Raw genomic sequence first — 15,664 nt, forward strand, 5'->3', positions numbered from 1 at the left:
GGCACAGCCGGCGCGCCCTCGTCATGTCCGCGCACTTGTCCACAGCCACCCCAGTTATCCACAGTCAAGATCGACAACGCAGAAATGTCACCCCGACCCGGTAGACTGGCAAGGCGGGACGCCCCCGGGAACGGGTGGGGGTTGCGTACCGGCCGATTTGCGGCTGACCTGCATAAATGGGTGGCCACCGACCTGTGTTGACTCGCCGCACCGCGCAGCAGCGACACACGGATCCAGCCGACCTCAAGTCGGCGACGCATCTCCGTCAGCTGGGACCGAGCCCGGCGACGCACCTCCCGAGACCATCGCGGTGCCGTGCCTCCGTCGGCCGGGCCAACTCGGTGACACGCAGCCCGGTACAAACCCGGCGACGCGCCTCCAGCCAAGCACAAGCCCCGCGACGTGCCTCCCGTCAGCGGAGGCCAAGCCCCGCGACACGCCTCCGTCGGTTGAACAACCCAGCGGCACGCCTCCCGCCAGGCCGGGTCACGCCCGGCGGCGCGCCTCCGCCAGTTTCAGCACCGCACGCTCCAGCGCGTAGCCCGCGTCCACCGCGACACCCTTCACGTCCGCGTTGACGTCGGCCACCACCTGCATCGCCATCACCAGGCCCGCCGGGTGCCAGCCGCGCGACTGGGCCAGCGCCTTGCGTACCTTCCACGCGGGCATGCCCAGCTCACTCGACAGCCGGAACGGGTCGGCGCGGCCGGCTCCGGACACCTTCGCGACCGTGCGCACCGCGTCCGCCAGCGCGTCGGCCACGAGTACGTGTGGCACACCCAGCTGCATCGCCCAGCGCAGCATCTCCAGCGCGCCGGTCACGTCGCCGGTGACGGCCTTCTCCGCCACCGCGAAGCCGGTCACGTCCGCGCGCCCTCGGTGGTAGCGGCGGATCGCCTCGACGGTGACCTGGCCGTTGGTGTCCGCGACCAGCTGTGCGGCCGCGGCGGCCAGCTCCCTCAGGTCGGAGCCGACGGACTCGATCAGCTCGCGGACAGCTTCCATGTCCGTCTTGCCGCCCGCCTGGCGGATCTCGTTGCGGACGAACGACTCGCGGTCACCCGGTTTGGTGAGTTTCGGGCACTCGACGACCTCCGCCTTCACGGATCGCATCGCGGCGATCAGGTCCTTGCCCGGCTTGCGGCCGCCGCCGTTGTGCAGCACGACCACCTGCACGCTGTCCGCGGGCTCCTTCACGTAGGCGGCGATGGCCGCGGCGATGTCCTTGCCCGCCTCCTGCGCACCCTCCAGCACGATCACCCGGCGCTCGGCGAACAGCGACGGGCTGACAAGCTCCGCGAGCTCCGGCCCGGTCAGGTCGGTCACCTTCATCCGGGTCGTCTCGGCCGTCGGGTCGGCGAGCCGCGCCGCTTCCACCGCGGCCTGGACGGCCCGTTCGACCAGCAGTTCCTCGTCGCCGAGCACTAGCTGCAGTGCGGGCGGGGTCACAGCGGGCGCCTTCACCCCGCCATCCTCGCATCACCTGCCGTGGCCGGGTCGGCTGGCACGCCGCCGCCTTCGAGGCGTGCTGAAGCCGCTCTCGAATGATGGACCTCACATTGGCCGAGTCGCGGGGTCGTGCCGTAACGTGTTCGGCATACAACTGAATACCGCTCATCCAGAGGGGCAGAGGGATCGGCCCGAAGAAGCCCCGGCAACCGGCGTCAGCCACGTCTATCGCATCCGCGATTAAGGCGACGACCACGGTGCCAATTCCGACCCGCACGCGGGACAGATGAGGAGATACCTCCGATGACGATTACCGCCGACGCAGGCACAACCACGCTCGACCTCGGGCCCGCACGCGCCCTGACCTGTCGGGAATGTGGCCACCAGATCCCCCTCGCCCCGGAATTCGCGTGTGGCGAGTGTTTCGGCCCGCTCGAGGTCTCCTACGAGTTCGGTGACATCACCCGGGCGGAGATCGAGGCGGGTCCCAGGTCCATCTGGCGCTACCGCAGGCTGTTGCCCGTGCCGTCCGATGTGGACGCATACCCCAACACCGAGCCCGGCCTCACCCGGCTCGTGAAGGCCGACCGGCTCGCGGCCGCTCTCGGCGTGAAGTCCCTGTGGGTCAAGGACGACACCGGCAACCCGACGCACTCGTTCAAGGACCGGGTGGTCGGCGTCGCACTCGCCGCCGCACGGCAGCTCGGCTTCCGGGTGCTCGCGTGCCCGTCCACCGGCAACCTCGCGAACGCGGTCGCGGCGGCCGCGGCCCGCGCGGGCTGGGAGTCGGTGGTGCTCATCCCGTCGTCCCTCGAACGGGCGAAGATTCTGACCACCGCCGTGTACGACGGCGCGCTGATCGCCGTCGACGGCAACTACGACGACGTGAACCGCCTCGCCACCGAACTGGCCGCGGAGCACGAGGACTGGGCGTTCGTGAACGTCAACGTCCGGCCGTACTACGCGGAGGGTTCGAAGACCCTCGGCTTCGAGGTTGCCGAGCAGCTGGGCTGGCGCCTGCCCGACCAGGTGGTCGTACCGGTCGCGTCCGGTTCCCAGCTCACCAAGGTGGACAAGGGTTTCCGCGAGCTGACCGACCTCGGTCTCGTCGACGACAAGCCCTACCGTGTGTTCGGTGCGCAGGCCACGGGCTGCTCCCCGGTCGCCGCCGCCTACAAGGCGGGCCACGACGTCGTGACGCCGGTGAAGCCGGACACCATCGCCCGTTCCCTCGCGATCGGCGCGCCCGCGGACGGCCCGTACGTGCTGGACGTCGTCCGCCGCACCGGCGGTGCGGTCGAGAGCGTGACCGACGAAGAGGTCGTCGAGGGCATCCGCCTGCTGGCCAGGACCGAGGGCATCTTCGCGGAGACCGCCGGCGGCGTCACCGTTGCCACGGCCAAGAAGCTCATCGAGAACGGCCAGCTCGACCCGGACGCCGAGACGGTCCTCCTCATCACCGGCGACGGCCTCAAGACCCTGGACGCCGTGCAGGACAAGGTGGGCCCCCGGGCGACTGTGCCACCGTCCGCCGACGCGGTCCGCCAAGCACTGGCCAACTGACCACCGGCCCTTGCCGTGCTCTGATTCGCACACCGGTCAGAGCACGGCGAGCAGGTTCCGCAGAAACCCAGGTGCACCAACACACCGAGTACCACGCTCATCGTGGCGTCACGACCTCATCCGGGGCCACCATCGGCGAGACGCGACCGAGCCATGGGCCCTCACGGAGACCCACCCGTTCTCCCCGGCGGAGCCCGCGACGCACCACGGGTCACCGCCTGTGGCCCGGTGTCCGTCGCCACGATCGCGGTGTCCCCGCTCGTGTCGGTCCGCAGCGCCAGCACGCCGAGCCGGTCGAGCAGCCGCATCGTGAACGGGCTGGGATGCCCGTAGCGGTTGCCCGCCCCGACACTCACCAGCGCGATCCGCGCCCGCGTCGCCCTGAACAGCTCCGGAGCCGTGTACCGCGAACCGTGGTGCGGCACCTTGATCACCTCCGCGGACAGGTCCACCCGCGCGTCCAGCAACCGTGCCTGTGCGGACAGCTCCACGTCCCCGCTCAGCAACACCCGGCCCGCAGGCGTGGTCGCCCGCAACACCAAGGACGCGTCGTTGATCTCCGTGCCATCCGACTCCGTCGCCGGCATCACCTCGTCCTCGTCCGGCGCCAGCACCTCGATCACCAAACCCGGCCAGTTCAACCGTTGCCCGGCGGTCATCCGCACCATCGGCACCCCGGCGTTCTCCGCCTTCCTTCGCACCTCCTCCCAAGCCCACCGCGGCTCCCGTGCCCGGCTGACGCCCACCGCCCCCACTGCCCGGTCGGACAGGACCGCATCCAATCCGCCGATGTGATCCGCGTGCAGGTGGCTCAGCACCACCAACGGCACCCGTGACACGTCCAGCCGGTCCAGGCACCCGGCGAGCGGGGCCGCGTCCGGCCCGACGTCGACCACGACCGCGCGTCCGGCTTCGCCGGTCGCGAGCACCAACGCGTCACCCTGACCGACGTCGCACGCCACGACGGCCCACCTGTCCGGCGGCCACCCCGGCGCGATCACCCGCAGTGGCACCACTACCACCAGCAGACCGACCATCAGCAGACCGACGATCACCCGCAACCGCCGCCTGCGCAACGCCACCACCAGCAACGCCACACACCCGGCGAGCAGCGCCCCGCCCAGCCAGCCTTCAGGCCATGCGATCACCGCGCCCGGCACCCCGGCAGCGTGGTGAGCGACGAGGATCAACCAGTCCACCTCCGGTCCGGCCACGCGAACCAGCACCTCGGCGAGCCACGGCGCCATCGGCGCGACCACCGCCGCCAGCACCCCGAGCACCGTCGCGGGCGCGACCACCGGCGCCGCGAGCAGGTTCGCGACGATCGCGACGAGACTGACCTCACCGGCGAAGCCCGCCACCACCGGGGCCGTGACGAGGTGTGCGGCCGCGGGTACCGCCAACGCCTCAGCAAGCCCTCGTGGCACTCCCCGTCCCGCGAGCCTGTCCGCCCACCTCGGCGCGATCAGCACCAGTCCACCGGTCGCGAGCACCGACAGCGCGAACCCGATGCTCACCGCCATGGCCGGGTGCCAGAGCACCAACCCGATCACGGCGACAGCCAGCGCCGGCAACGCCGCTCGCTGCCGCCCCACCGCGAGGGCCAGCAGTCCGACCGCGCCCATCACGCCGGCCCGCAGCACGCTCGGTTCCGGTCCCGCCAGCACCACGAACCCGACCAGAGCGAGCGTGGCCCCGGCCGCCGCGGTCCTCGGCCCGCACCGCAGAGTCCGCAGGAGCAACAGCACCGCCAGGCAGACGATCGCCAGGTTGCTGCCGCTGACAGCGAGCAGGTGCGCGAGCCCTGCCGCCTGGAAGTCATCCTTCAGCTGCGGCTGCACGTTGTCGGTGTCACCGACAACCAGCGCGGGCAACAGGCCACGTGGCTCCGCGTCCAGCACACCGGCCGCGTGCCGAAGTCCGGCCCGCAGGGTCTGCGCGACCCGCTGCCACACCGGGGCCCTACTCACCGCCTCCGGCGGCCCTCGGACCCGCAGCACAGCCGCGGTCAGCTCGCCCGGCTGAGCCGGCGCCAGCGCCGCGGTCGCGGTCACCTGCTGTCCCGGGAGCAAGGCGCGCCATCGCTCGGCAGGCGCGATCACCACGACCGCACCCGAGGACCGCACAGGACGACCGGCGACCACTGCGCTCACCACCCGAGCCGGCACCACCACGGTCCACACGCCGCTCTGCTGCCCACCGAACCCGGGCGAGATCACCAGCTTGGGCCGTTCGGTGACCTCGACCCGGACCACCGCCGACGCACCGGCACTCGCCGGCACCCGGAGCGGATCCTCCGCAGCGTCCCGCAGCCGCGATGTGCCGGCCAACCCCACCAACAGACCGCACACGAGCAACGACCACGCCATGCCAAGACGCCACCACCGGGCGACCGCCGACCGTCCTCGGGAACGGACCACCACCACGACGCCCACCACGACCCCGGCGAGCCCGCCCGCGGCCGACCACCACCAGCCGAGCAGCAGTCCCACCATCGTCGCGAGCCACACCACAAGCGCCGCGGGCACCAACCGCCAGTCCTGCCTGCCCCCGACCTCGAGCCCCAGGCCGCTGCTCATCTCGCCACGACCAGGTCCTGGAGCTTCGCGAAACGGCTGGGCCCGATGCCGTCGATCTCCCGTAGCTGGTCGACGCTGTCGAACCTGCTGTGCTCGGTGCGCCAGTCGACGATGCTCTGCGCGGTCACCGGACCGACCCCCGGCAACGTGTCGAGTTCCGTCAACGTCGCCGTGTTCAGGTCGACCTTGCCGGGTTCACCCGGTGCCGTCGCTCCCGCTACCGGTTCGGCGCCCGGCGGCGCAGGCACTCCGACATAGATCTGTTCCCCGTCAGCGAGCTTGCGGGCGAGGTTGAGCGGGCCGAGGTCCGTCCCCGGCACTGGCCCGGCCGACTCCCGCAATGCGTCGGCGACGCGAGCCCCTTCCGGCAACGTGACCAGCCCTGGTCGCACGACCCGGCCAACCACGCTCACGACGATGGACGTCTCAGCGGGCGGCACAGACTCGCTCGCCGCCGCCATCGGCAGCACGGGCGGCACCTCGTGCTCGGTGCCACCCGACGACACCGCGAACCCGACGGCGACCATGACCGCGAGCACGAGGCCGCCGACCACCGCGACGGCCAGCTTCCGCCGACCACCACCGGCCCGCTCCGGTGCCCACTCCGCCACCCACCTGCCCGCCGGGCCGCGGCGCCACCACGGCACAGGCGAGGGCGGGTCGGGCGGATCCGCCGAGACGTCCTCCCATTCCTGGTCGGGCGGGAGGTCAGCGGTCTCCTCCCTCGGTTCCGCGCGTGCCTGGCCCATCAAGCTGGCGAGACGGTCCCGGGTCTCGTCGGTTCTCCGTTCGCGCCGTGCAGTTGTTTCGATCACGGGTTCGACGATATGCGGGAACGAGCGGACGGCCGGGTCGGTGGGCGCTCGCTGTGGACAAGTAGGTGGGCTGTGGACAACTGCCGGTGGCGGGCAGGTCTCGAGCGCGGAATTGTCGGTGTGGTGTGGGACGGTGGCGGGTTACCAGTCGGCCGGGCACACCACGACAGCGAGCATGCCCGGACCGGTGTGCGCACCGATCGCCGCGCCCAGTTCTGACACGAGGCAACCGGACGACGGGGCGACCCGCTCGTCCAACCGGGTCGCCAGCTCCACCGCCCGATCATGGGCCGAGAGGTGGTGCACGGCGAGCTCGACGCTGTCCGCCCCGGTCGCGACGCTGGCCTGTTCCGCCAGGTCGACCAGACGGGAGACCGCCCGGTTCGTGGTGCGCACCTTCTCCAGCGGCACGATGTGGCCGTCCTTCATGTGCAGCACCGGCTTGACCGCGAGCGCCGTGCCGAAGAACGCGGCAGCGGACCCGATCCGGCCACCTCTGCGCAGGTACTCGAGGGTCTCGACCATGAAGAACGTCGTGGTCCGCGCGGCCGCCGACACGGCTGCCTCCTCGACCGACTCCCCCGCGCCACCGGCGGCCGCCACCGTCGCCGCACGCAGCACCGCGAAACCGAGTCCCATGACCGTCGTCCGCGAGTCGACGACCCGCACCCGATCGACGCCGACCTCCTGCGCCGCCAACCGCGCCGACTCCCAGGTCCCGGACAACTCACGGGAGAGGTGCACCGACACGATGCCCTCGACGCCCTCGTCGAGCAGGCGTCGATAGGTCCGCGCGAACTCGTCCGGGTTGGGCCGCGACGTCGTCACCGTTCGCCTGCCGGTCAGCGCGGTCGCCACCTCGACGGGGCCGATGTCCACACCGTCCAGCCCGGACCGGTCGTCGATCAGGACGTGCAGCGGCACGACGTGCACCGCATGCCGGTTGGCGAAGCCATCCGGCAGGTACGCACTCGAATCGGTGACCACGGCAACCGGCACGGACGGAGAGCCTACGTGGTCAGTGGCGAAATGAGCGTTATCGCGGCCGGTCGAGCAACGCACCGGCCTCGTCAGCCAGGGCCTTGCCCACCAGCTCGTGTGCCTCCCAGCCCCAATGGATGCCGTCCGGGTTGCCCCGCCCGCCCAGCACGTGGTCCCCGACCAGCGAAGCCAGGTCCAGCAACGGCACTCCGGCCTGGTCACCCCAGGCCCGGACAGCGGCGGTCCCACCGGGCCGGCCCGTGTGGACGAACCCGTACGAGCCCGCCCGGTGCACGGGCGGCAGGACCCCGATGGCCGGCAGGTCGGGCCGCAACGCGCGGATTGACCCGAGGACCCGGTCCAGGTAGCGCACGGTCAGCGCGGGCGGCAGCGCGACGGGACGACCCCGCAGCGTCCTGGCCAGCCAGGGCTGCGCGGCGAGGTACCGCTCCCGCACCCAGCGACGCAGCGGGTCGGGCCGCAGGTAGCGCAGCCCTTCACGAAGGTAGGTGGGCAACGGCGAGGGCAGGGTGTCCATGCTGCCGACGGCCAGCACGAGAAGGTCGGCCTTCGGCAGCTGCGCCCACACCCTCGGGTCACCGGCAAGGGCCCAGTACGCGTCCCTGGCGGTCCAGCCGAACCCCGCGAACAGCTCGGCCTGCCCGCCCAGCGCGGTGGCGGCGCGGTTCGGCCACAACCGCTCGTCATCGACGGGATGGGGGCCGTCCGGTCCGTGGAAGCTCAGTGAGTCCCCGAACACCAACAGGGTCGTCAACGGTGTCTCAGCCGGTGATGCCGGCGTTGTACGCGAGCAGGCGCCACGCCAGACCGCTGGTCGCCCGCCGCGCGAGCACCACCCAGTGACAGTTCCCGATGCCGCCCAGCTTTGCCCAGGTGGTGACCGGAAGCTCCAGGAGATAGCCGGTCAGCGCGGTGATCAACCCGCCGTGCGCGCACAGGACCGCGGTGTCCTCAGTGGACTCGTCGAGGTCGGCGACCACCTCGGCGGCACGCGTGGCGACCTCGACCCGCGCCTCGCCACCCGGTGGCGTCCACGTCGGGTCGGTCTGCCAGATCTGCCGCGATCCCGGCCATTGCTCATCCACCTCGAGGCCGGTCATGCCCTGCCACAGCCCGAGGTGCGTCTCGCGCAACCGCTTGTCGAACCGCAGCGGCACACCGGTGGTCTCGGTGAAGATGGTCGCGGTGTCGGTGGCCCGCTTCAGGTCGGACGCCACGACGACGTCCGGCGAGAACCTGGCCAGCGCGGGTACCGCGAACCTGGCCTGGTTGCGCCCCACGTCCGTGAGCACCGAGTCCAGCTGGCCCTGCATCCGGCTGGTGGCGTTGTAGTCGGTCTCGCCATGCCGCCACAGGACGAGCCGGCGGAGAGTCACGTCGTCCCGCCCTCAGCGCCGTTCGACTCGACGGGCACGCCGTCCGGGTCGAACTCGATGCGGGGGCAGTCCTTCCACAGCCGCTCCAGGCCGTAGAAGGCGCGCTCGTCGGCGTGCTGGACGTGCACCACAACATCGACGAAGTCGAGCAGCACCCAGCGGCCCTCGCGCGCACCCTCGCGGCGCACCGGCTTGGTGCCCGCGGCGCGCATCTTCTCCTCGACGTTGTCGACGATGGCACCGACCAGCCGCTCGTTCGGCGCGGAGGCGATCACGAAGCAGTCCGTGATGACCAGCTGGTCCGACACGTCGAGCACGATCACGTCGCTGGCCTTCTTGTCGGCTGCCGCATTGGCGGCGACCAGCGCCAACTCTCGTGCGTCGTGCGTTGCGGCCACGTCACTCCTCGTTCGTACGTACTGCTGAAAGCTGCTGCTCAACCATGAGAGAGTACCCGTGCACGCGACCGCTCGGGTTACGCCTCCCGGTAGAGATCGGTCTTGCTGATGTACTGCACGACCCCGTCCGGTACGAGATACCAGACCGGGAGGCCGGACGCGACCCGTTCACGGCACGCTGTCGAGGATATCGCCATCGCGGGCACATCGATGAGACTCACCGAGCCCGCGGGCAGGTGCGTGCTGTCGAGCCGGTATCCGGGCCTGGTCACGCCGACGAAATGGGCAAGAGAGAACAGCTCTTCCGCCTGCCGCCAGGACAGGATCTGCTCGAGCGCGTCCGCGCCGGTGATGAAGAACAGCTCCGCGTCCGGGTGGATCTCGTGCAGGTCGCGGAGCGTGTCGATCGTGTAGGTGGTGCCGCCGCGCTCGATGTCCACCCTGCTCACGGAGAAGTGCGGGTTGGAGGCGGTGGCGATCACCGTCATGAGGTAGCGGTCCTCGGCGGCGCTGACCTTGCGATTGGTCTTCTGCCACGGCTGCCCCGTCGGCACGAAGATCACCTCGTCGAGGTTGAAGCTGGCCTGGACCTCGCTCGCGGCGACCAGATGCCCGTGGTGCACGGGATCGAAGGTGCCGCCCATGATCCCGATCCGACGACCTGTCATAGCTGGTCAGCGTACGTGCAGAGGCTCTTGCCGGGATGTGTCTCCCACCACTTGTCCGAGCGAAAGTCCCATTCGCTCGGCCTTCTCCTGGCACCGCTCCGTCCGATGCGCCATCGTGGGTGCTGTGGACGAGCAAGCACTTCGCAACTCAGCAGAGAACCGGCTCCGAGCCCTCGCGGGCGACGGCGCAAGGCTGCGCGACGACCAGTGGACAGCCATCAAGGCACTGGTCGTCGACCGCAGGCGGGCGCTCGTCGTGCAACGAACCGGGTGGGGCAAGTCGGCCGTGTACTTCCTCGCCACCGCACTGTTAAGGGAGCTGGGCAACGGTCCGACGGTGATCGTCTCGCCGCTGCTCGCCCTGATGCGCAACCAGATCGACGCGGCGGCACGGGCGGGCGTGCATGCGGCGACCATCAACTCGGCGAACCTCGACCAGTGGCAGGACGTCCAGGCCGACGTCCTCGCTGGCCGCACCGATGTGCTGCTGGTCAGCCCGGAGCGGTTGAACAACCCGGACTTCCGGGAAACCGTGCTGCCGGAGCTGACCGCGTCGGCGGGCATGCTGGTGGTCGACGAGGCGCACTGCATCTCCGACTGGGGACACGACTTCCGGCCGGACTACCGCAGGTTGCGCACGTTGCTGACCGAACTGCCTGCCGGCGTGCCGGTGCTGGCCACGACGGCGACCGCCAACGACCGGGTGGTCCGCGACGTGGCCGACCAGCTCGACCTGGGCAGGCAGGACACGCTGGTGCTGCGTGGCGAACTGGACCGTGCCAGCCTGCATCTCGGCGTGTTGGACCTGCCGACGCCGCAGGCGAGGATGGCATGGCTCGCGGAGCACCTCGGCGAACTGCCGGGATCGGGCATCATCTATGCGCTGACCGTCGCGTCGGCGCACGAGGTGGCGTCGTTCCTGCGGGACAACGGGTTCCAGGTCGCCGCCTACACGGGCAGGACCGATCCCGCCGAGCGGGAACAGATCGAGCAGGATCTGCTGGCCAACAGGGTCAAAGCCGTGGCGGCGACTTCGGCTCTGGGCATGGGTTTCGACAAACCGGACCTGGGTTTCGTGATCCACCTCGGCTCACCGGCGTCGCCGATCGCGTACTACCAGCAGATCGGCCGAGCGGGCCGTGGCGTCGAGCAGGCGGAGGTGCTGCTCCTGCCCGGCATCGAGGACCGGGCGATCTGGAAGTACTTCGCGTCGCTGGCGTTTCCGCCGGAACCCGCCGTACGGCAGGTCGTTGACGCACTGTCCTCGGCCGACCGACCACTGTCCACAGTGGCACTCGAGCCACAGTGCGACCTGTCCCGGTCGCGGCTCGAGATGGTGCTGAAGGTGCTGGACGTCGACGGTGCGGTGCAGAGGGTCAAGGGCGGCTGGATCGCCACGGGCGACGAATGGCAGTACGACGCGGAGCGCTACCGCGGCATCGCCGAGGCGAGGCGGGCCGAGCAGCAGACGATGCTCGACTACCAGTCGACGGACAAGTGCCGCATGGAGTACCTGTTGCGGCAGCTGGATGATCCGCATGCCGCGCCGTGCGGCCGGTGCGACAACTGTGCCGGCCCCAGGTGGAGCTCCGAGGTGTCGTTGGACCGGGTCCAGGAGGCCGGCGAACGTTTACGCCGGCCCGGCGTGGAGGTCGATCCGCGTCGTCAATGGCCAAGCGGTATGGCCAAGCTGGACGTGCCGCTGTCCGGTCGAATCGGCGCCGAGGTGGTCACCGCTCCTGGTAGGGCGCTGGGTCGGCTGACGGACGTCGGGTGGGGCAATCGTTTGCGTGAGTTGTTCTCGCCGACAGCCGAGGACGGCCCGGTGCCGGACGACATGGTCAACGCATGCGTGCAGGTGCTCGCGTCCTGGGACTGGGCGGAACGCCCGGTGGGCGTGGTGACGATCGGGTCGCAGAGCCGGCCGAGGCTGGTGGCCAGCCTCGGCGAACGACTCGCGACGATCGGGCGGCTGACGTTCCTTGGCGAGATCGGCTCGGAGCCTTCCGGCGAGCACCGGGCCAACAGCGCCTTACGTCTGGCGCAGGTGTGGCGGAAGCTGACTGTCGACTCGCACCTGACGGAGCGGCTGTTCACGGTGAACGGGCCCGTGCTGCTGGTCGATGATCGTCTCGATACGGGTTGGACGATGACGGTCGCGGTCAAGCTGCTGCGGGAGGCAGGCGCGCCGGCTGTCCTGCCGTTCGTGTTGGCGACCACCACCTGACACATCGCCGCTGTCACGTGGCTCGCTCATTGAGAACTACACAGTGAGATACGACGTTTGCACACCAGCAGCGCGCCGGCGGAGCATGGTTCGGTCGGGTAGCCCAGGCGCCGGGCTACCCGACCGGATCACGCGGGCCGAGTGCGGCGGCGATCAGGTTGTGTGCCAACAGTTGTGCGTCCCTGAGCGCGTCCAGGCGCACGGATACCGGTGACCCGTTCGAGCGGGTGTTCGTCGCGCCGTGATCAGGCACGCCGTTGGTCGACTGCGGCTGGATGTCCGGTCAGTGGCGGAGCGGGACCAGGTCGTCCGCGTGGACGACCTCGCGGCGGTGCTCGGGTGCGAGGTCCTGGCTCGAGTGGCCCATCAGCATGGGCAGTTCGGAGGCGTCGAAGGCAACGACGCCCCTGGCGACGACTTCGCCCCGCAGGTTGGTCAACTCCACCACGTCGCCCGCCTCGAACTCGCCGGTCACCGAGGTGATGCCCGCGGCCAGCAGCGAGCGGCGGCGGTCCACGACCGCTTTGACCGCACCGTCGTCCAACTGGAGCTTCCCGTGGGTGTCGGCGGCGTAGGCAAGCCAGAAGCGGCGCGGGGTGAGGCGGCGGCCGCCGCCGGTCGCGAAGGCGGTGCCGACGTCAGCGGGGCCGAGGGCTCTGGCGGCGTCGGAGGCGGCGGCGAGCAGCACCGGGACGCCCGCTGCCGACGCGAGCCGGGCCGACGCGAGCTTCGTGGTCATGCCGCCAGTGCCGACCTCCGACCCCGGGTCGTCGGCGTGCACGTGTGCCACGTCGGAGTGGTCCAGCACCTCCGCGATGCGCTTCGCGCCCGCGCGGCGCGGGTTGCCGTCGTAGAGGGCGTCGATGTCGGAGAGGAGGAGCAGTGCGTCCGCGCCGACGAGGTAGGCGACGAGCGCGGCGAGGCGATCGTTGTCGCCGAAGCGGATCTCCTCGGTGGCGACGGTGTCGTTCTCGTTGACGACCGGGACCACGCCCAGCGCCAGCAGGCGGGACAGGGTGCGCTGGGCGTTGCGGTAGTGCGAGCGCCGGACGACGTCGTCCGACGTGAGCAGCACCTGGCCGACGCGGAGGCCGTGGCGGGCGAAGGACGACACGTAGGCGTGGCCGAGAACCAGTTGGCCGACACTGGCGGCGGCCTGCTGGGTGGCCAGGTCGCGGGGGCGGCGGCTGATGCCGAGCGGGGCCAGACCGGAGGCGATGGCGCCGGAGGACACCAGCACCACCTGGCTGCCAGCGGTACGGCGGGCAGCCAGGGCGTCGACGAGTGCGTCGAGACGGGCCGGGTCCAAGCCGCCCTCCGCGGCCGTGAGGGAGGACGAGCCGACCTTCACCACGATCCGTCGGGCGGCCGCCACCTGCGATCTGGTCGCGGACAGCGCTCCGGTCACGACAACTCGTCGTCTTCCTGCTCGTCGGGCTCGTTGCCGGTCAGCCCTTGTTCGGTCGGCCCTTGTCCGGTCGGCACGCGTCGGGCGATCTTGGCGGCCTTGCGTTCGGTCGCGCCGATCCGGTCCGTGCGCTCGAGGCGGGGGTCGCTGCCGCGGTTGTGCAGAACCATGTCGATACCGGCCGGGGTGGAGGGCTCCCAGTCGAAGGTCACGCCGCCGATGGTGACCGGACAGCCCGGCCTGGCGCCGCGCTGCGCCAGCACCTGCTCGACGCCGAGCCGGGCGAGCCGGTCGGCGAGGTAGCCGACCGCCTCGTCGTTGTCGAACGAGGTCTGGCGGACCCACCGCTCTGGGCGCTCGCCCCGGACGATGAACCCGCCCTCCTGCTCCTCGTCGTCGACCACCGTGAAGCCCGCATCGTCGACGGCGGGCGGGCGCAGCACGATGCGGCTCGCCTCGAGCGACGGGCGGCTGGCGCGGTCCTCCTCGACGATCTTGGCGAGCGTGTAGGTCAGGTCGCGCAGACCTTCGTGGCTTGCGGTCGACACCGCGAAGACCGGGAGGCCGCGGGCCTCGAAGTCGAGGCGGACCATCTCCGCGAGTTCACGGGCGTCCGGCACGTCGATCTTGTTGAGCACCACGACGCGGGGGCGCTCGGCGAGGCTGCCGCCGAGGCCGGGCGTGTAGCGGGCCAGCTCCTCCTCGATGGCGTCCACGTCGGACACCGGGTCGCGGCCGGACTCGTAGGTCGCGCAGTCGACGACGTGCACGAGCACGGAGCAGCGTTCGATGTGGCGGAGGAAGTCGAGGCCGAGCCCCTTGCCCTGGCTGGCGCCGGGGATGAGACCAGGCACGTCGGCGACCGTGAACGTGGCGGACCCCGCGGTGACGACGCCCAGGTTGGGCACGAGCGTCGTGAACGGGTATTCGGCGATCTTCGGGCGGGCCGAGGACAGCACGGAGATCAGGGACGACTTGCCCGCCGACGGGAAGCCGACGAGACCGACGTCGGCGACGGAACGCAGCTCGAGCACGACATCCGCCACCTCGCCGGGTTCACCGAGCAGGGCGAACCCGGGAGCCCTGCGGGCCTTGGAGGCGAGGGCCGCGTTGCCGAGACCGCCACGGCCGCCACGGGCGGCGACGTAACGGGTGCCGGAGCCGATGAGGTCGGCGAGCACCTCACCGTCCTCGGTGAGCACGACGGTGCCGTCCGGCACCTTCAGCTCGAGTGACTCGCCGGTCGCGCCGTCACGGTTGCTGCCCTGCCCCTGCTTGCCGTTGGTGGCGTGGGAGTGCGGGCGGAAGTGGAAGTCGAGAAGCGTGTGCACTCCGGAGTCGACGACGAGCACGATGTCGCCGCCGTTGCCGCCGTTGCCGCCGTCCGGGCCGCCAAGAGGCTTGAACTTCTCGCGGTGCACCGAGGCGCAGCCGTTGCCGCCATCACCCGCGGCGGCGTGGATGACCACGCGATCAACGAATCGGGACACTGCGAAACCTTCCTTGAACGCACAAAGAGGGGCGGGCCGCAAACTCGCCGGCCCGCCCCCCGTGGGGTCTTGCTTCGATCGCGGGCTCAGCCCTCGACCGGGACGATGTTCACGGTCTTGCGACCGCGCTTCTCGCCAAACTGGACCGCGCCAGCGGCCAAGGCGAACAGCGTGTCGTCCTTGCCTCGGCCGACGTTGACGCCCGGGTGGAACTTGGTGCCCCGCTGGCGGATCAAGATCTCGCCTGCGTTGACTTCCTGGCCGCCATACCGCTTGACGCCAAGTCGCTGGGCGTTGGAGTCGCGTCCGTTGCGGGAGCTGGACGCACCCTTCTTGTGTGCCATGCTGTTCAGCTCCTACTTGGTCTTGATGCCGGTGACCTCGACACGGGTCAGCTTCTGCCGGTGCCCCTGCCGCTTGTGGTAGCCGGTCTTGTTCTTGAACTTGTGGATGCGGATCTTCGGGCCCTTGGTCTGGGCCACGACGACACCGTTGACGGAGACCTTCGCCAGGGCGTCGGCGTCCGTGGTGACCTGGTCCCCGTCGACGACGAGCAGTGCGGGGAACGTGAGCTCGGCGCCCGGCTCACCGTCGAGCTTCTCGACCTCGACGATGTCGCCGACGGCGACCTTGTACTGCTTGCCGCCGGTCTTGACGATCGCGTACATCGGACGCAACTCTCCTGCTAC

General features: G+C 70.6%; 14 protein-coding genes and 1 riboswitch. Of the genes, 2 read left to right on the plus strand and 12 right to left on the minus strand.

Features of this window, described 5'->3' with window-relative positions:
* Nucleotides 1–486 precede the first annotated feature (486 nt).
* Nucleotides 487–1,464 (minus strand): DNA polymerase III subunit delta, encoded by a 978-nt coding sequence (holA, locus tag WBA97_RS32605; RefSeq protein ID WP_424234820.1) that lies wholly within the window; start codon nucleotides 1,462–1,464, stop codon nucleotides 487–489.
* Between the two features lie 147 nt (nucleotides 1,465–1,611).
* A riboswitch (SAM riboswitch) is annotated at nucleotides 1,612–1,742 on the plus strand.
* 10 nt (nucleotides 1,743–1,752) lie between these two features.
* Here holA and thrC point away from each other — a divergent pair.
* Entirely contained in the window at nucleotides 1,753–3,012 is a 1,260-nt protein-coding gene (gene thrC, locus WBA97_RS32610; RefSeq protein ID WP_424234821.1) for a threonine synthase, read from the plus strand.
* A 161-nt stretch (nucleotides 3,013–3,173) separates the two neighbouring features.
* On the opposite strand, the gene WBA97_RS32615 is transcribed toward thrC, so the two are convergent.
* From WBA97_RS32615 to nadD, 7 genes are all read right to left on the minus strand, one after another.
* Nucleotides 3,174–5,591, minus strand: coding sequence for a ComEC/Rec2 family competence protein (locus tag WBA97_RS32615; protein WP_424234822.1), 2,418 nt, complete (start codon nucleotides 5,589–5,591; stop codon nucleotides 3,174–3,176).
* The gene (locus WBA97_RS32620) at nucleotides 5,588–6,406 is read right to left on the minus strand and encodes a ComEA family DNA-binding protein (RefSeq protein ID WP_424234823.1); all 819 of its coding nucleotides are present in this window, start codon (nucleotides 6,404–6,406) and stop codon (nucleotides 5,588–5,590) included. The genes WBA97_RS32615 and WBA97_RS32620 overlap by 4 nt, the downstream gene beginning before the upstream one ends.
* A 141-nt stretch (nucleotides 6,407–6,547) precedes the next feature.
* The gene (locus WBA97_RS32625) at nucleotides 6,548–7,405 is read right to left on the minus strand and encodes a DegV family protein (protein WP_424234824.1); all 858 of its coding nucleotides are present in this window, start codon (nucleotides 7,403–7,405) and stop codon (nucleotides 6,548–6,550) included.
* Between the two features lie 37 nt (nucleotides 7,406–7,442).
* Nucleotides 7,443–8,162, minus strand: a complete 720-nt coding sequence (octT, locus tag WBA97_RS32630; protein ID WP_424234825.1) for a diglucosylglycerate octanoyltransferase — start codon at nucleotides 8,160–8,162, stop codon at nucleotides 7,443–7,445.
* A gap of 7 nt (nucleotides 8,163–8,169) precedes the next feature.
* The gene (locus WBA97_RS32635; protein WP_424234826.1) at nucleotides 8,170–8,784 is read right to left on the minus strand and encodes a histidine phosphatase family protein; all 615 of its coding nucleotides are present in this window, start codon (nucleotides 8,782–8,784) and stop codon (nucleotides 8,170–8,172) included.
* Complete coding sequence (rsfS, locus tag WBA97_RS32640) at nucleotides 8,781–9,182, minus strand: ribosome silencing factor (RefSeq protein WP_424234827.1); 402 nt, start codon at nucleotides 9,180–9,182, stop codon at nucleotides 8,781–8,783. The genes WBA97_RS32635 and rsfS overlap by 4 nt, the downstream gene beginning before the upstream one ends.
* A 77-nt stretch (nucleotides 9,183–9,259) precedes the next feature.
* A complete protein-coding gene (nadD, locus tag WBA97_RS32645) occupies nucleotides 9,260–9,850 on the minus strand; it encodes a nicotinate-nucleotide adenylyltransferase (protein ID WP_424234828.1) in 591 nt (196 codons plus the stop codon).
* Nucleotides 9,851–9,974: 124 nt separating this feature from the next.
* Here nadD and WBA97_RS32650 point away from each other — a divergent pair, with 124 nt between their 5' ends.
* The gene (locus tag WBA97_RS32650) at nucleotides 9,975–12,077 is read left to right on the plus strand and encodes a RecQ family ATP-dependent DNA helicase (RefSeq protein ID WP_424234829.1); all 2,103 of its coding nucleotides are present in this window, start codon (nucleotides 9,975–9,977) and stop codon (nucleotides 12,075–12,077) included.
* Nucleotides 12,078–12,360: 283 nt separating this feature from the next.
* Here the strand turns inward: WBA97_RS32650 and proB are convergent, their stop codons facing one another.
* From proB to rplU, 4 genes are all read right to left on the minus strand, one after another.
* Nucleotides 12,361–13,473: a glutamate 5-kinase gene (gene proB / locus WBA97_RS32655; RefSeq protein ID WP_424234864.1), complete on the minus strand. Its 1,113-nt coding sequence runs from the start codon at nucleotides 13,471–13,473 to the stop codon at nucleotides 12,361–12,363.
* Between the two features lie 8 nt (nucleotides 13,474–13,481).
* Nucleotides 13,482–14,975, minus strand: a complete 1,494-nt coding sequence (obgE, locus tag WBA97_RS32660; protein ID WP_424234830.1) for a GTPase ObgE — start codon at nucleotides 14,973–14,975, stop codon at nucleotides 13,482–13,484.
* Between the two features lie 86 nt (nucleotides 14,976–15,061).
* Entirely contained in the window at nucleotides 15,062–15,319 is a 258-nt protein-coding gene (gene rpmA / locus WBA97_RS32665) for a 50S ribosomal protein L27 (RefSeq protein ID WP_424234831.1), read from the minus strand.
* Between the two features lie 12 nt (nucleotides 15,320–15,331).
* Nucleotides 15,332–15,643, minus strand: a complete 312-nt coding sequence (gene rplU / locus WBA97_RS32670) for a 50S ribosomal protein L21 (RefSeq protein WP_424234832.1) — start codon at nucleotides 15,641–15,643, stop codon at nucleotides 15,332–15,334.
* Nucleotides 15,644–15,664 lie beyond the last annotated feature (21 nt).

The sequence above is a fragment of the Actinophytocola sp. genome (assembly GCF_049647105.1).
In the GTDB taxonomy this organism is placed as follows: domain Bacteria; phylum Actinomycetota; class Actinomycetes; order Mycobacteriales; family Pseudonocardiaceae; genus Actinophytocola.

Bases quoted from the DNA above. Each gene is read 5' to 3' on its own strand.
- thrC (WP_424234821.1), top strand. From the start codon at position 1,753: ATGACGATTACCGCCGACGCAGGCACAACCACGCTCGACCTCGGGCCC.
- WBA97_RS32615 (WP_424234822.1), bottom strand. From the start codon at position 5,591: ATGAGCAGCGGCCTGGGGCTCGAGGTCGGGGGCAGGCAGGACTGGCGG.
- nadD (WP_424234828.1), bottom strand. From the start codon at position 9,850: ATGACAGGTCGTCGGATCGGGATCATGGGCGGCACCTTCGATCCCGTG.
- rpmA (WP_424234831.1), bottom strand. From the start codon at position 15,319: ATGGCACACAAGAAGGGTGCGTCCAGCTCCCGCAACGGACGCGACTCC.
- rplU (WP_424234832.1), bottom strand. From the start codon at position 15,643: ATGTACGCGATCGTCAAGACCGGCGGCAAGCAGTACAAGGTCGCCGTC.